This window comes from Streptomyces sp. RPT161, assembly GCF_027533845.1.
GTDB lineage: Bacteria > Actinomycetota > Actinomycetes > Streptomycetales > Streptomycetaceae > Streptantibioticus_A > Streptantibioticus_A silvisoli_A.
The window spans coordinates 878,775-894,293 of sequence record NZ_JAPZVN010000001.1; the positions used below are offsets into that span (position 1 = coordinate 878,775).

Annotated in this window: 11 protein-coding genes; 5 read left to right on the forward strand and 6 right to left on the reverse strand. The window is 70.6% G+C overall.

What is annotated here, in order from left to right:
- Positions 1-74 precede the first annotated feature (74 nt).
- From O5O46_RS04045 to O5O46_RS04055, 3 genes are all read left to right on the forward strand, one after another.
- Positions 75-2,021, forward strand: a complete 1,947-nt coding sequence (locus O5O46_RS04045) for a 2-oxoacid:acceptor oxidoreductase subunit alpha (RefSeq protein ID WP_269853780.1) — start codon at positions 75-77, stop codon at positions 2,019-2,021.
- Positions 2,011-3,063, forward strand: a complete 1,053-nt coding sequence (locus O5O46_RS04050; RefSeq protein ID WP_269853781.1) for a 2-oxoacid:ferredoxin oxidoreductase subunit beta — start codon at positions 2,011-2,013, stop codon at positions 3,061-3,063. The genes O5O46_RS04045 and O5O46_RS04050 overlap by 11 nt, the downstream gene beginning before the upstream one ends.
- Positions 3,064-3,144: 81 nt before the next feature.
- Positions 3,145-5,124, forward strand: coding sequence for an APC family permease (locus O5O46_RS04055; protein WP_269853782.1), 1,980 nt, complete (start codon positions 3,145-3,147; stop codon positions 5,122-5,124).
- 55 nt (positions 5,125-5,179) lie between these two features.
- Here the strand turns inward: O5O46_RS04055 and O5O46_RS04060 are convergent, their stop codons facing one another.
- The 6 genes from O5O46_RS04060 to O5O46_RS04085 form a co-directional block, all read right to left on the reverse strand.
- Positions 5,180-6,037 (reverse strand): ABC transporter permease, encoded by an 858-nt coding sequence (locus O5O46_RS04060; RefSeq protein ID WP_269853783.1) that lies wholly within the window; start codon positions 6,035-6,037, stop codon positions 5,180-5,182.
- Positions 6,024-6,998, reverse strand: coding sequence for an ABC transporter ATP-binding protein (locus O5O46_RS04065; protein ID WP_443072384.1), 975 nt, complete (start codon positions 6,996-6,998; stop codon positions 6,024-6,026). The genes O5O46_RS04060 and O5O46_RS04065 overlap by 14 nt, the downstream gene beginning before the upstream one ends.
- 35 nt (positions 6,999-7,033) lie before the next feature.
- Positions 7,034-8,290 carry a LolA family protein gene (locus O5O46_RS04070; RefSeq protein WP_269853784.1) on the reverse strand — a complete coding sequence of 419 codons (1,257 nt, stop codon included), beginning with the start codon at positions 8,288-8,290 and terminating at the stop codon, positions 7,034-7,036.
- A gap of 205 nt (positions 8,291-8,495) precedes the next feature.
- Positions 8,496-9,515 (reverse strand): polyprenyl synthetase family protein, encoded by a 1,020-nt coding sequence (locus O5O46_RS04075; RefSeq protein ID WP_269853785.1) that lies wholly within the window; start codon positions 9,513-9,515, stop codon positions 8,496-8,498.
- Positions 9,516-10,076: 561 nt separating this feature from the next.
- On the reverse strand, positions 10,077-11,279 hold the full coding sequence (locus O5O46_RS04080) for an FAD-dependent oxidoreductase (protein WP_269853786.1): 1,203 nt from the start codon (positions 11,277-11,279) through the stop codon (positions 10,077-10,079).
- Complete coding sequence (locus O5O46_RS04085; protein ID WP_269853921.1) at positions 11,276-12,526, reverse strand: carboxylate--amine ligase; 1,251 nt, start codon at positions 12,524-12,526, stop codon at positions 11,276-11,278. Before O5O46_RS04085 ends, O5O46_RS04080 begins: the two co-directional genes overlap by 4 nt.
- A 605-nt stretch (positions 12,527-13,131) precedes the next feature.
- On the opposite strand from O5O46_RS04085, the gene O5O46_RS04090 reads away from it, so the two are divergent.
- Positions 13,132-14,934 (forward strand): ABC transporter ATP-binding protein, encoded by a 1,803-nt coding sequence (locus O5O46_RS04090; RefSeq protein ID WP_269853787.1) that lies wholly within the window; start codon positions 13,132-13,134, stop codon positions 14,932-14,934.
- A gap of 67 nt (positions 14,935-15,001) precedes the next feature.
- On the forward strand, positions 15,002-15,451 hold the full coding sequence (locus O5O46_RS04095) for a hypothetical protein (RefSeq protein ID WP_269853788.1): 450 nt from the start codon (positions 15,002-15,004) through the stop codon (positions 15,449-15,451).
- Positions 15,452-15,519 lie beyond the last annotated feature (68 nt).

Sequence of the window (15,519 nt, forward strand, 5' to 3'; positions counted from 1 at the left end):
CATGGGCCGCGGTACCGGCGGTAAGGCAGTGATCCTTCGTCCGCGAGCCGCCGCCTCGAAGGAGGTCCAGTTCAGTGACCAGCCAGGTCAGTAGCCCGGCCGAGCCGCCGGCGCTCGGTGAGCAGCGCAAGCCAGGCAAGGAGATCAGGCGCCTGGAGCGGGTGATCGTCCGGTTCGCGGGTGATTCCGGGGACGGCATGCAGCTCACCGGTGACCGCTTCACCTCCGAGACGGCCTCGTTCGGCAATGACCTGTCGACGCTGCCGAACTTCCCGGCCGAGATCAGGGCGCCCGCCGGGACGCTACCGGGTGTCTCGTCGTTCCAGGTGCACTTCGCCGACCACGACATCCTCACCCCGGGCGACCGCCCGGACGTGCTGGTCGCGATGAATCCGGCGGCGTTGAAGGCCAACGTGGCCGACCTGCCGCGCGGCGCGGAGATCATCGTGAACACCGACGAGTTCACCAAGCGCGCGATGGCCAAGGTCGGCTACACCACCTCCCCGCTGGAGGACGGCGCCCTGCAGGCCTACAACGTCCACCCGGTTCCGTTGACCACCATGACGGTGGAGGCGCTCAAGGACTTCGGGCTGACCCGCAAGGAGGCCGAGCGCAGCAAGAACATGTTCGCGCTCGGGCTGCTGTCGTGGATGTACCACCGCCCGACGGCCGGAACCGAGACGTTCCTGCGCACGAAATTCGCCAGGAAGCCGGAACTGGCCGAGGCGAACATCACCGCGTTCCGCGCGGGCTGGAACTTCGGCGAGACCACCGAGGACTTCGCGGTCACCTACGAGGTGGCGCCCGCCCAGGCCGCGTTCGGTCCGGGGGTGTACCGCAACATCTCCGGGAACCTGGCGCTGGCCTACGGCCTGGTCGCCGCCTCGCAGCAGGCCGACCTGCCGCTGTTCCTCGGCTCGTACCCGATCACCCCGGCCAGCGACATCCTGCACGAGCTGTCCAAGCACAAGAACTTCGGTGTGCGCACCTTCCAGGCCGAGGACGAGATCGCGGGCATCGGCGCCGCCCTCGGCGCGGCCTTCGGCGGCTCGCTGGCGGTCACCACCACCTCCGGCCCCGGCGTCGCGCTCAAGAGCGAGACCATCGGGTTGGCCGTCTCCCTTGAGCTGCCGCTGCTGATCGTCGACATCCAGCGCGGCGGCCCGTCCACCGGCCTGCCCACCAAGACCGAACAGGCCGACCTGCTCCAGGCCATGTACGGCCGCAACGGCGAGGCCCCGGTGCCCATCATCGCGCCCGCCACCCCCGGCGACTGCTTCGACGCCGCCCTGGAAGCCGCCCGCATCGCACTGACCTACCGCACCCCGGTCTTCCTGCTCTCCGACGGCTACCTCGCCAACGGATCCGAGCCCTGGCGCATCCCCGACGTCAGCGAACTGCCGGACCTGCGCGTCCAGTTCGCCACCACCCCCAACCACACCGACGCCGACGGCAACCAGCACTTCTGGCCCTACCTGCGCGACCCGCACACCCTGGCCCGCCCCTGGGCCGTACCCGGCACCCCCGGCCTTGAGCACCGCATCGGCGGCATCGAGAAACAAGACGGCACCGGCAACATCTCCTACGACCCGGCCAACCACGACCTGATGGTCCGCACCCGCCAGGCCAAGGTCGACGGCATCGAGGTGCCCGACATCACGGTCGACGACCCGACCGGTACCGCCCGCACCCTGGTCATCGGCTGGGGCTCCACCTACGGCCCGATCACCGCGGCCGTGCGGCGCACCCGGCAGACCGGCAGCCAGATCGCCCAGGCCCACCTACGCCACCTCAACCCCTTCCCCACCAACCTCGGCGAGGTCCTGGCCCGGTACCGCAACATCATCGTCCCGGAGATGAACCTCGGCCAGCTCGCCCACCTGCTGCGCGCCAGATACCTGGTCGACGCCGCCTGCCACACCCAGGTCACCGGCCTTCCGTTCAAGGCCGAACAACTCGCCGCCCGCCTCCAGGAGGCCGTGGCACAAGGCCTTACGAAGGAGGCCGCCGATGTCCGCTGACGCGCTCTCGCTGATCCCCAAAGCCGACGCCAAGCAGTCGATGAAGGACTTCAAGTCCGACCAGGAAGTCCGCTGGTGCCCCGGCTGCGGTGACTACGCCATCCTCGCCGCCGTCCAGGGCTTCCTGCCCGAACTCGGCCTGGCTCGCGAGAACATCGTCTTCATCTCCGGCATCGGCTGCTCCTCCCGCTTCCCCTACTACGTCAACACCTACGGGATGCACTCCATCCACGGCCGCGCCCCCGCCATCGCCACCGGACTGGCCACCACCCGACGCGACCTGTCCGTGTGGGTCGTCACCGGCGACGGCGACGCGCTGTCCATCGGCGGCAACCACCTCATCCACGCCCTACGCCGCAACGTCAACCTCAAGATCCTGCTCTTCAACAACCGCATCTACGGCCTGACCAAAGGCCAGTACTCCCCCACCTCAGAAGTCGGGAAGATCACCAAGTCCACCCCCATGGGCTCCCTCGACGCACCGTTCAACCCGGTCTCGCTGGCCCTCGGCGCCGAAGCCTCCTTCGTCGCCCGCACCATCGACTCCGACCGCAAACACCTCACCGAGGTCCTACGCCAAGCCGCCGCCCACCCCGGCACCGCCCTGGTCGAGATCTACCAGAACTGCAACATCTTCAACGACGGCGCCTTCGACGACCTCAAGGACAACAACACCGCCCCAGAAACCCTCATCCGCCTCGAACACGGCCAACCCATCCGCTTCGGCACCAACAACACCAAAGGTGTGGTACGCGACCCCGCCACCGGCGACCTGCACATCACCGAGGTCACCGGCAGCAACGAAAGCGACATCCTCGTCCACGACGCCCACGCCACCACCCCCACCACCGCCTTCGCCCTGTCCCGACTCGCCGACCCGCAGACCCTGCACCACACCCCCATCGGCGTACTACGCAGCGTCCAACGCCCGGTCTACGACGACACCATGGCCGACCAGCTCGACACCGCCATCGAACACAAGGGCAAAGGCGACCTCGCCACCCTCCTCACCGGCAACGACACCTGGACCGTCACCGGCTGAACACGGGTATGACGCATCGCACGGGTGCCCGGTCGTCGCGTCTACAAGACACGGCGACCGGGCACCCGTATGTGTATGTCTATGGCCACCACTACCGAGACCTCCGCGCCCCGTGACAAGGTCAGCTACCGCGTCAAGCGACTGCTGCTCGGGCCGCCGCTGATCACCGAGCAGTTGTCAGAGGAGAAGCTCTCCAACCCGATCGCGCTCGGCGTGCTCGCGTCCGACTGCATGTCCTCCACCGCGTACGGCTCCGAGGAGATGCTGCGGATCCTGGTCCCGGTGATCGGAGTCGCGGCGTTCTCCATGCTGATGCCGCTCACCGGCGTCATCATCTTCGTCCTGTTGCTACTGACCCTCTCCTACCGCGATGTGGTGACCGTCTACACCCGGGCGGGCGGCTCCTATGTCGTCGCACGGGAGAACTTCGGCCCGAACATCGCGCAGATCGCCGCCGTGGCGCTGCTGATCGACTACATCGTCACCGTCGCCGTGCAGACCGCGGCCGGAACCGACGCGATCATCTCACTGGCCCACCTGGTCGGCCATGGCTACACCGGGCTCGACCACTACAAGACCCCGATCAGCGTGGTGGTGGTACTGGTCCTGATGTACGGGAACCTGCGCGGCATCCGGGAGGCGGGACGGGCGTTCGCCGCGCCCGCCTACCTGTTCATGTTCGCGGTCGCCATGATGCTGGTGGTGGGCGTGATCCGGTTCATGGCCGACGGCCATCTGCCGCACGCCAACCTCCACGCGCCCGGCGCCCTGCACCTCGGCACGCCGGGCAGCGGACTGCTGTACGGCGCGACGCTGTTCATCGTGCTGCGGGCGTTCGCCAACGGCGGCTCCTCACTGACCGGTCTTGAGGCGATCTCCAACGGCGTCTCGGCGTTCCGCGAGCCGCAGGGCGTCAACGCCCGCCGCACCCTGATCGCGATGAGCATCGCGCTGGCCATCATGGTCTTCGGGGTCTCCACCCTCGCGTACTTCACCCACGCCGTCCCCTACTCCGACGGCAACCCGACCGTCATCGCGCAGGAAGCGCACCTGCTGTTCGGCAACGGCTGGCTCGGTACCGTCGGCCTGATCTACGTGCAGTTGGCCACCGCGCTGATCCTCTACACCGGGGCCAACACCCCGTACACCGGCTTTCCGTTCCTGGCCAGCTTCGTGGCCGAAGACAGCTTCCTGCCACGTCAGTTCATGCGGCGCGGGCATCGACTGGCGTTCTCCAACGGGATCGTGGTGCTCACCGCACTGGCGCTGTCGCTGCTGATCGTCACCCGCGGCAACGTCGACAAGTTGGTGTCGCTGTACGCGATCGGTGTGTTCACCGGCTTCACCATGGCCGCCTCCGGACTGTTCGCCTACCACCTCAGGCGCCAGGAGTCCGGCCGCACCTGGAAGTTGGCGGTCAACCTGGCGGCGGCCATCGCCTCCGCACTGGTCGTGCTGATCTTCGCGATCACCAAGTTCACCGAGGGCGCCTGGCTGGTGGTGGTGCTCTTCCCGATCGGCGTGTGGGCGCTGATCCGCATCAACCGGCAGTACCGCGCCGAGGCGACGGCCATGGAGACCATGCCGGTACCGGGCGCCGACCGGCCGACCTGGCGGCGGCACATCGTCTACGTCCTGGTGGACAGCCTGGACCTGGCCACCCTCAAGGCACTGCGCTACGCGCACCGGCTACGTCCCGACGAGGTACGGGCGCTGCACTTCATGGTCGACGACAAGCACGCCCGGCAGCTGATGGACAACTGGGAGGACACCGCGGGCACCACGGTGCCGCTGGAGGTGGTCGCCTGCCCCGACCGGCGGCTGCGCCGCGCGGTGGCCGATCTGGCCGACCGCACCACCAGCGATGGCGAGACGGCGCTGACCCTGCTGCTGCCGCGGCGCACCTACGCCCCGGTGATCGGCAAGATCCTGCACCGGGGCACCGGTGACGCGCTGGCAAAGGCGGTCGAGGACCTGCCGAACGTGGCGGTCACGGTCCTTCCGTTCGACGTCGAACGGGCGGTCCGGACGCTGGAGGCCGGTCGCCCGCCCGCCCCGTAACAGCGTCATGGGGGTGCGGTTGGTTCGGCACCAACCGGCCGCACCCGCACCGGGATCACGCGGTGATGTCCCGGGTGGTGAACCGGGCCCACGCGGCGGAGCCGAAGACCGCCGCGTACAGGGCCTGGACTTCCAGGTTCTTCGCCAGGCCGTCCCACATCACCGGCGTGCGCAGCAGATCCGCGAAGCTCAGCCAGTAGTGCGAGAACAAGTACGGCTGGATGGCGTGCAGTTGCGGCACGCCATCCATGATCTGCACGGAGATCAGCACGCCGACCGTGCTGGCCATGGCGGCGATGCCGCTGTCCGTCAGCGTTGAGATGAACAGACCGAGCGCCGCGATGCCGATCAGCGACACGGCGACCACCCCCGCGATCACCGCCGCTCGCAACAGCCCGTCGGAGAACGAAACGGTGACCCCGGAGATCAGTGTGACATCGCCGAGCGGAAACAGCACCGCTCCCACCAGCAGCGCGGAGGCCGCCACGACCAGCGTGGCGACCAGGCAGAAGGCCATCACCGCGGCGTACTTGACCAACAGCAGCCGAGTCCGCCCGGCAGGCGCCACCAGCAGATAGCGCAGCGTCCCGGCGCCGGCCTCACCGGCGATCGCGTCGCCCGCGATGACGCCGATCGCCATCGGCAGGAAGAACGGCAGCGTCACCGCGAGCGCGGTGAACACCAGGAACAGGCCGTTGTTGGTGACCTCGGCGATGAACGCCGGTCCGCCCCCGCCGTGATCGCCGTGCGTCTGCAGTCTGACCGCGATGCCGACCAGCACCGGCACCGCCGCCAGCACTCCCAGCAGCACCAGGGTCCGCCAGCGGCGGAACACCGTACCCAGTTCGCTGCGCAGCAGCCCGAGCGTCCACAGCGGGCTCGGGGTGCGGACCAGCGGTTCAGCCAGCGACATCGAAGCCCTCCCCGGTCAGCGCCACGAAGGCGTCCTCCAGCGAGGCCCGCTGCCTGCCGAAGCCGCGCACCCGGACCCCGGCGGCCACCAGCGCCGCGTTCAGCATCGCCAAGTCCGGCGCGTCGTCGGGCAGTTCACCGCTGACCTCGTCGCCTTCCGCGGTCAGCTCGGACAGCCCGTGCTCCTTCAGCACCCGTACCGCCTCGGCCGGGTCGGGGGTGGTGACGGTCAGCCGGCCGCGTACGCCCGCGGACAGCTCGGCGACGGCGCCCTGGACGATCAGACGGCCACGGGACATCACCGCGGCGTGGGTGCACACCTGCTCGATCTCGTCCAGCAGGTGCGAGGAGAGGAACACCGTGGTGCCGTCCGCCGCCAACTCCCTGACCAGGCCGCGGATCTCCCGCATGCCCTGGGGGTCAAGGCCGTTGGTGGGCTCGTCCAGCACCAGCAGTTCACGCGGCTGGAGCAGCGCCGAGGCCAGGCCAAGGCGCTGCTTCATGCCGAGCGAGTACGCCCGCGCCTTCTTGCCCGCGGCGGCGGCCAGCCCGACCCGCTCCAGCGCCGCGTCCACCCGCGCCCCTCGGGTACGCGGGTCGGCCGTCGGATCGGCGGCGTCGAACCGTACGAGGTTGTCGCGGCCGGTGAGGAACGGATACAGCGCGGGTCCCTCGATCAGCGCGCCGACCCTGGGCAGCACCCGGCGAGCGGCCCGCGGCATCGGCTCGCCGAGCAGATAGCCGCCGCCCGAGGTGGGCTCGATCAGCCCCAGCAGCATGCGGATCGTGGTCGTCTTCCCCGAGCCGTTGGGACCGAGGAAGCCGAACACGCTGCCGCGCGGAACGGTCAACTCCAGCCCGTCGACGGCTAGCTGCCCGCCACGGAACCGTTTGGTCAGGCCGTGAGTGGCGATCGCGGCCTGGCGGGCGGGCGGCCCAGCCGCCCGCCCGTCGCCCGCCACCGCACTCAACGGAGGCGCTTCGCGCCGCTGTTCCACTAACCGGCCGCCGAATCGGCTGCCCGGACCAGCGAGTCCTGGTTGACGGCGCCCGCGAAGACCGCGCCCTTGTCGGTGATCAGCACGTTGACCAGCCGGGTGTTGATGACCGTGCCGGTGCCGAAGCCGCCCTTGACCTGGTGGCCGAAGGAGCCGAGCAGCCCCTCGACACTCTGGCTCTGGCCGCCCTTGGCGCTGGGCAGTTGGCCGTTCGCGGACTTCAGCTCCGCGACGGAGCTCCAGTCCTTGCCGATCACGTTCAGACCGGACAGGCCGCCGTGGTCCTGGGTTCCCTGGTTCTCACCGCTGCCCTTGCCCTCGGTGACCTTGGCACCCTTGGGCACCGAGAAGTCGAAGGTGCTGGCGGCGGGCTTGCCGAAGTCCACCTTGGTGTAGCCGATGTCCACCGCCGCGGCGCCGCCGCCCTTCGGGGTGAGGGTGAACTTCAGCGGTACGCCGTTGGCCGCGTCGACCGCCACTCGGATCGAGTCGACGGTGCTGTCCGCCTGCTTGGGCTTGATCAGCAGCTGGTAGGCCTGCTGGCCGGCGACCTCGGCGGTGCCGTCCACGCTGACCGAGGTGCTCGGGCCGACGTTCTTCAGCGCCTGCCTGACCGCTTCCTGCGGGGTGGCGGGGACCTGCTCGGCCCGGTGCGAACGGGGGCCGTGCTTGGCGTTCTTGTCCGCCGTCTGGTGGTACACCGCGTTGCTGGCGCTGTCGTACGCCCACATCTGGTCGCCGTTGTGCACGACCGTGTACTCGGACGTGCTGTCGACGATCGACACCCGCTGGCGGTCCGGGCCGTCCGCCGCCACCCGCAGCGTGTGCGTACCGGAGAGCAGTTCGGTGAGCTTGGCCTGCGGATCGGCGGCCGAGCCGTCGCCGCCCTTGCCGCCACCGTGCTGGCCGAACGGTCCGGCACCGCCGGTCGCGCCGCCCATGGCGCCGCCGACCAGCCCCTGCGGCAGGCCGAGGTCGGTGGTGACCTGGACCGAGCCGGAGACCGTCTGGACCTTGGACGTCGCTATCTTGTCCAGCAGTTGCTCGGCGGTGATGTTCGGCAGGGAGGGGCTGCCACCGGTGCTGGCCAGGGCGGTGCCCAGGCCGATCGTGGCTGCCGCCACGCCCGCGATGGCGACCGGCACGCCGTACCGGACCAGCTTGCGGGAGCGCGGGAAGCCGTCGCCGCCGTCCCCCTCGAACCCTGCGTACCCTCCGAAGTCCCGTTCGGGCTGCGGCGGTTGGATCGGTGCCATTGCCTAGTACCTCCGTTGTTGGCGGCGGCCCGGCTCCTGGCACGCCGGACCGCGTTCGCACTCGTCCACCCTTCGGGCCCATTGTCACCCGAGCCCCCTGTGGATGGTGCTGTCAATCCCACCAAACAGAGGCGTGCCGCCACATCCGCCCACGGGATCAACCAGATGTACGCCCCGGGGATGACGGACCCTGACAGTCCCGCGGCTAGCCCGCCCGGTAGACCACCGCGTCGCACAGGGCGACCAGCGCCTGCTTCGCGGCACTCTCCGGAAGCGGGCCCAGCGCCGCACGGGCCGCGTCGGCGTACCGCACGGTGTCCCTGCGCGCCTGTTCGAGAGCCGGGTGGGCGCGCAGCAGCCGCAACGCCTCGGCGTGCCGCGCGTCGTCGCTGAGGTCGCCGTCCAGGAGTTCCACGAGCCGACGGTCCTCCGGCGACGCCGCGGCGCCGGCCCGCGCCACCTGGTCCCTCACGTGCAGCACCGGCAGCGTCGGGATGCCCTCGCGCAGATCGGTGCCCGGCGTCTTGCCGGATTCATGGGTGTCGCTGGCGATGTCCAGGACGTCGTCGGCCAGCTGGAACGCCACGCCCATCCGCTCGCCGTACTGGGTGAGGGTGTCCACCACCGACTCGGGGGCGCCGGACATCATCGCGCCGAACCGGGTGGAGACGGCGACCAGCGAACCGGTCTTCCCGGCGATGACGTCGAGGTAGTGCTCGATCGGGTCACGCCCGTCGCGCGGCCCCGCGGTCTCCAGGATCTGACCGGTGACCAGGCGCTCGAACGCCTCCGCCTGGATGCGCACCGCCTCCGGGCCGAGATCGGCCAGGATGTGCGAGGCACGGGCGAACAGGAAGTCACCGGTGAGCACCGCGACGGAGTTGTCCCACCGGGCGTTGGCGCTCGGCACGCCCCGGCGGACGTTCGCCTCGTCCATCACGTCGTCGTGGTACAGGGTGGCGAGATGGGTGAGTTCCACGACCACCGCGGACGGGACCACACCCGGCGCGTGCGGGTCCCCGAACTGCGCTGCCAGCAGCACCAGCAGCGGTCGGAACCGCTTGCCGCCCGCCCGCACCAGATGCTGTGCCGCCTCGGTGATGAACGGTACGTCGCTCTTGGTGGCTTCCAGCAGGCCCTCCTCGACATCCGCAAGACCCGCGCGGATGTCGGTGTCGAGGACCTGGTCGCGCACGCTCAGCCCGAAGGGCCCGACGACGGTCACGAGGGGAACTCCTGTCGCTGATTCGGTCACGTGGCCTCAGTGCCATTGGTTGCAGCGTATCCGGTCGCCTGTGGATCACCATGGGCTGGTCCGGTTCGCCGCCATGTGGCCGTGGCCGATGACCTGCGTCTGCGACGCCTTTGCCCTCCTCCCGCCCTTTTCCGTCCCCTACGCGGAACCCGCTTACCCACCGCACACTTCACGCCATTCCACGCCCTGGCAGGGGTTTCGCCGCTTGGGGGCAAGCCCCCAGACCCCGGCCTTTCGCGGGCAAGCCGCTGGCCCCCTTTGCGGGCGAGCCCCCAAGCCCCTGGGGGCGTCGGGCACTACGGCCGTCCCAGACCGCCGGTCCGCGCCATCGTGGTGACCCGCCGTCGCGGGGGGCTACTGCCTACCGCCGCCTCACCACCGCGACGGCAACGCATCGCCGCCGCGGACGAAAGCGCCGCGACGGCGAGCGCCGCCACGGCGAGCACCGACGGCACCGGACCCACCGGTGCGCCGGGCGCCACCGTGGCAACCCTGCGTCGCGGCGCGAACGGACGACCCCGAGCGCCGGCCCTACGCCGCCGCCCGAACCGCCTCCGCCACCCGGGGCGAAGCGAACGATGTACCGCACACGAACCGCATCAGCGGACCGAACGTCGCCGCCGACGGCAGACCGGTGAAGTACAGGCCGGGCACAGAGGCCTGGAAGCCTTGGTCCAGCCAGGGGGAGCCGCCACTGCGGGTCAGCCGGGCGCGCAGCTCAGGGCTGAGGAACCCGAGCGCGCCGAGGTCGACGCGGTAACCCGTGGCCGCCACCACATGGTCCGCCGCGAGCTGACCGGCGCGGCCCCCGGGCCCGCTGGTCGACAGCACGACGCGCCCCGCGTCGTCCACCCGTGCCCCGGTGAGCACTCTGCCCTGCAGCACCGGAACCCGCCCCGCGACCCGTTCCTTCAGCCACCACGCGCCACGCGGCCCCAGCACCTTCCGCACCAGCCACAGCCTGCTCTGCTCCGGCAGATAGCGGAACGCCGCCGGCCCCGGCACATTGCTGAACGCGTACAGCGACCAGGCCCGGCCGACCGGCGAGTCCGGCTTCCATTGCAGGCCGTCGCGCGGCGGCGCGCCGAACCCCACCGCCCCGGCGCGCCGCGCCACCACCCGTACCGACGCGCCCGCCTCGTGCAGCAGCGCCGCGCTCTCCAGCGCGGACTGCCCGGCGCCGACCACCAGCACCTCGCGGTCGGCGAACCGTGCGAAGTCGGTGTGCTGCGAGCTGTGCGAGACCGGTCCGGTCGCCGACGGCCCGTCCGGTGTCACCCCGCGCAGCAGCGACGGCACGTGTGCGAACCCGCTCAGCCCGCTGGCCACCACCACCGCGCTCGCCGCCAGTTCCTCGCCGGAGTCCAGCTTCAGCCGGAACTCACCGGCCCCCCGGTCCACCGAGACCACCTGGACCCGTTCCACCTCGGGCACCAGCCGCTCCTGGAACCACCGCCCGTAGCGCACGAAGAAGTCCAGGGTGACCAGGTCGCGCTCGGTTACCAGCCGCGGCTCCCCCACCGCGTCGCAGAAGTCCTGGATGGTGTGGCCGGGGTGCGGCGCCGAGATGGTCGACGCGCTCGGGGTCGATTTGAGCACCATGCGGGCCGGCATGGTGTCCGTCCAGTTCGACAGCGGGGTACCGAAGACCCGTACCGTGACGCCGCGCCCCTTCAGGTGCGCGGCGGTTGACAAGCCGTACGGCCCGGCACCGATCACCACCACAGGCTTCATATCTGATCCCTCCCGGAAACGGTCGTTCTGCGGCCCTGCCACATCTGGAACAGGTGCTTCACGCCCGGCCGCACGAAGCGGGCGAGCATGGTGAAGAAGGGCTTGATGTCGTCGGGTGCCAGCCAGGCCAGTTCCGTGCCGTGCGCCCGGCGCGGTGCGTGCGGCGTGGTGTAGCCGCTGCGCCGGTAGACGAGCATCGCGGGCAGGTCGATGTTCTCGACCGTGAACCGCCGCCCGTTGAGCTGCTCGCCCTCCGGCACCCGCTGTCCGGTCAGGTCCAGGTGCTGGGCCCGGACCACGTCGATCCCGGCGGTGTTCTCGAACAGGCGGAACTGCGCGCCCATCCGGGGGTTGAAGTCCAGCAGCTTGTACCGCCCGTCGCGGCGGTCGTAGCGCCAGTCCAGGTCGACGATGCCCGAGAAGCCGATGTGCTTGATGAACTCACCGGCCAGCGTGGCCAGTTCCGGGTTGGGCACCGCGTACGCGCATGCCGTCATGCCCGCGTGCGGCGGCCAGGAGCGCACCTTGACCCCGGTGAACAGGGTGCGCGCGGCATGGTCCGCGTCCACGTAGGCGTGCACGATCCAGTCCTCGGCCTCCTCGCGCGGCAGGTACTCCTGGAGGATGACCCCGGGCCGTTCGCCCCAGCCGCGGGCCAGTGTCAGCAGCTCGTCCGGCCCGGCGATCCGGGTGGTGCCGGGCACCGCGGGGGACCGGCGGCGCTCGAAGGCCTCCCGGTTCTTGGCCACCACGGGGAACCGCGCGGTGGCGGCGAACTCCTCGATGTCGGCGTACGAGTCGGGGAAGGCGGACTTCGGCGCCGGTACCCCGTGGGTGACGCACAGTTCGTAGAGCCCCTGCTTGCTGGCGAGACGGCGGGGCAGCCGCGGGTCGGTGCGCGGGAGGAGGAACTGATCGCCCAGCGCGTCGGCGTGCTCCGCGATCAGTACCGCCGCCTCCTCGTCGGTCGGCAGCAGCACGGTGGGCCTGCCGATCCGGCGGCCGATCCGCCGCAGCCCCTCGACCAGCCGGTCCGGGCGTTCCAGGCCGGTGGTCGGCCAGACGAACCCCTTGGTGAGATAACGCGAGGACGCTGCCGGGGTGAACCGGTCCTCGGTTATGGCGTACATCGGTACGCCAAGCCTGCCGAGGCTCCGGATGGCTCCAACGCCCCCGTGGTGCAGTGGATAGTTGCCGATTTTGACGATGAGGCCCGGGACGGACCTGTCCAGCGCGAACAACGGCATGCTCGCCACTTATCCCCCCTGGCCACGCAGAGTAAGGGCGTGCTCCCCCACCGTGGCGACCCGTCAGGACGCTACTGGCGAATTCACCCTGGCGGCAACCAGTTTCGGGATATTGCGATGCCTTTAGAGATCATTCCGCCGAGTACCAGCATGACCGGACATAGGCCCAGCAATCCGGCATACGCGCGTAGAACCACCGGGGAACTGTCCGTCCCCGCCCTCCGGTTGGCTGTTCACCGGTAAACGTTCGAGAATGAACTTTGGGCATATTGAACACGCTTTGGGTGGTTTCCGTATGCCCAAGTGCACCCTCCGGAGCATGGGCGCACCCGCGCCCGCGGATCTCCGGGGCGGGAGCACAGCTGTCCCGCCGAGCGTAGGAGGGAGGTCATCATGAGCATCTTCGGACGGTTCGGGCGGCGGCACGGTGACGACGGCCACCGCAGGTTCGACCACCGCGGGCGCCACCACGGTCGTGGCGGGCGCTGCGGAGGCGGCGGCTGGTACTACTGACCGCGCCGCGAGGGGTTCCTCACCGCGGGGGTGGCGGCGCGCAGCCACCCCCGCGTAGCCCGTGACCGGACGCTGCCGAGGAGGCGACCGGGTTGGACACCGCACGGAAACGGTCCGTCACCACACCGGCCACCGCGGACGACCCGCTGGTGGCGCTGGCCCCCGCGGTCTCGCCGCGCGAGGTCTTCCGCCGCTTCTGGCCCTGGGTACGCACGGACCGCCGCTGGCTGCTGGCCGCTACGGCGCTGCTGGCCGCGGGGGCGGGCGGTGAGGTGGTCACCGTCTGGCTGTTCAAGGACCTGATCGACCAGGTGCTGGTGCCCAGGCGGTTCGCCGCGTTCTGGCCGCTGGCCGGATGGATGGCCGCCGTGGCCGCGCTGACCGGGCTGCTGACCTTCCTCGGCGACTACACCGCGACCTGGGTCGCGGAACGTTTCATCCTGCGGCTGCGCACCGCGTGCGTGGCCCATCTGCACACCCTGCCGCCGGACACGCTGCGCACCCGCTGGCACGGCGACGTACTGGCCCGGCTGACCTCCGACATCGAACGCATCGAGTCCTTCGTCGCCTCCGGGGTGATCGACGTGGCCTCGGCGCTGATCAGCCTGGTGTTCTTCGCCACCGCGGCACTCTTCCTGAGCTGGCCCCTCGCGCTCGCGGTGTTCCTGGTCAGCCCGGTGTTCTGGCTCAGCGCACGGCACTTCGGCGGCCGGGTGCAGCGGCTGTCCCGGGAGGCGAGGCGGCGCGACGGCCGGGTCACCGCGGTGCTTGAGGAGAGCCTCGCCAACGCGCCCGTGGCGCACGCCTACAACCAGCAGCGGCGCGAGGTCGGCCGGATCCGCCGGGAGGGCGAGGCGCTGCTGCGGGCCGAACTGGCCACCGCTCGGGTGGCCGCCGCGTACCCGGCGGTCCTGGACGTGCTGGAGGTCCTCGGCGGCCTCACCGTGGTCGGGCTCGGCGCCTTCGAACTCAGCCGGGGTGCGCTCACCGTGGGCGGACTGCTCGCCTTCGCCGCGTTCCTCACCCAGTTGTTCGGTCCCATCCAGCAACTGTCCGGGCTGGCAACGGTGTTCGGCGCGGCGAGCGCAGGCGCGGAACGGATCATCGACCTGGCCCGGCTGCGCTCCCCCGTCAACGACCGCCCGGCGGCGGCACCGTTGCGCGCGGTGCGGGGCGAGCTGAGCTGTACCGGGGTGCGGGCGTCGTACACCACGGGGGACGGGGCACCGGTGCTGCGGGACGTGACGTTCCGGGTGGCGCCGGGTGGGGTGCTCGCCGTGACGGGGCCGAGCGGGGCGGGCAAGTCGACGCTGGCCAAGCTGCTGGTGCGGTTCATGGATCCGGACGCGGGCGCGGTGCTCCTGGACGGCGTCGACCTGCGGGACGCGACGCTGGTGTCCGTGCGGCAGGCGGTGACGCTGCTGCCGCAGGCCTCGCAGTTGTTCTCCGCGTCCATCCGCGACAACATCGCCTACGGCCGCCCGGACGCCACCGACGACGAGATCGTCCAGGCCGCCAGGGACGCCGACGCGGACGAATTCATCAGCGCCCTGCCGGACGGCTACCACTCGGTACTGGGTGAGCACGGCCTCCAGCTCTCCGGCGGCCAGATCCGCCGCATCACCATCGCCCGCGCCTTCCTGCGGGCCACGCCGGTGCTGGTACTGGACGAGCCCACCGCGGGCCTCGACCACGCGGCGGCGCTCCGCGTCTTCGGGCCACTGCGCCGCCTGATGGCGGGCCGCACGACGGTACTGATCACCCACGCCCCCGAACTGGCCGCACTGGCCGACGCGGTGCTCCGGCTCAACGCCGACGGAACACCGGCGGACTCCCCACCAGTCGGACGTCGTACGGGGTGCTACGACGGTCCGGCGGCGCGAGCGGGACGCTGATCGGCACACAGGTGGCGGCGGTCGCTGCTACCTTGTCGTGTCCTGATCGACAGTGGAGGAGAAGGACGTGCGCAACGCAGCGCGGATCGCGGGGGCGGCGATTGTGGCCGCCGTGCTGGTGAGTGGGTGCGGCAGCAGCAAGAACGACGGCAAGCAGTCGGACGCCACGCCTTCGGCGACCGCGTCCCAGGCCGCGCCGTCCGCCAGCGCGCCGGTGGTCAGGCTTGACGGGACGTGGGCCGGGAACAACGCGGACGGCGTGAAGTCGCTCACCGTCGTCGGCGACAAGGCGGCCATCGCGGGCAAGACGGTGTGCGCGGGCGCCACCGTGGTGGTCGGAGGGCAGACGCTGCTGCACCTCAAGTGCGCGGACCACAGCACCGATCACGCCAATGGCGTGGTGACGCCCGGCTCGGACGGCAAGACCCTCTCCGTCAACTGGGGTTCCAGCACGGACACGTTCACCCGCACGGCGACCAAGCCGATCATCCCCAGCATCGACAAGCTGAAGCAGTAAGTCCTGCGGCAAGGACCGCCCGCGCGCCTCGGGTGTCGCGCGGGCGGCTGCGAACCGGGGAGCGGCCG

Coding starts and splice junctions, on each gene's coding strand:
- O5O46_RS04080 (WP_269853786.1), bottom strand. CDS start 11,279: ATGAAGCCTGTGGTGGTGATCGGTGCCGGGCCGTACGGCTTGTCAACC.
- O5O46_RS04060 (WP_269853783.1), bottom strand. CDS start 6,037: ATGTCGCTGGCTGAACCGCTGGTCCGCACCCCGAGCCCGCTGTGGACG.
- O5O46_RS04085 (WP_269853921.1), bottom strand. CDS start 12,526: ATGCCGTTGTTCGCGCTGGACAGGTCCGTCCCGGGCCTCATCGTCAAA.
- O5O46_RS04050 (WP_269853781.1), top strand. CDS start 2,011: ATGTCCGCTGACGCGCTCTCGCTGATCCCCAAAGCCGACGCCAAGCAG.
- O5O46_RS04055 (WP_269853782.1), top strand. CDS start 3,145: ATGGCCACCACTACCGAGACCTCCGCGCCCCGTGACAAGGTCAGCTAC.
- O5O46_RS04070 (WP_269853784.1), bottom strand. CDS start 8,290: ATGGCACCGATCCAACCGCCGCAGCCCGAACGGGACTTCGGAGGGTAC.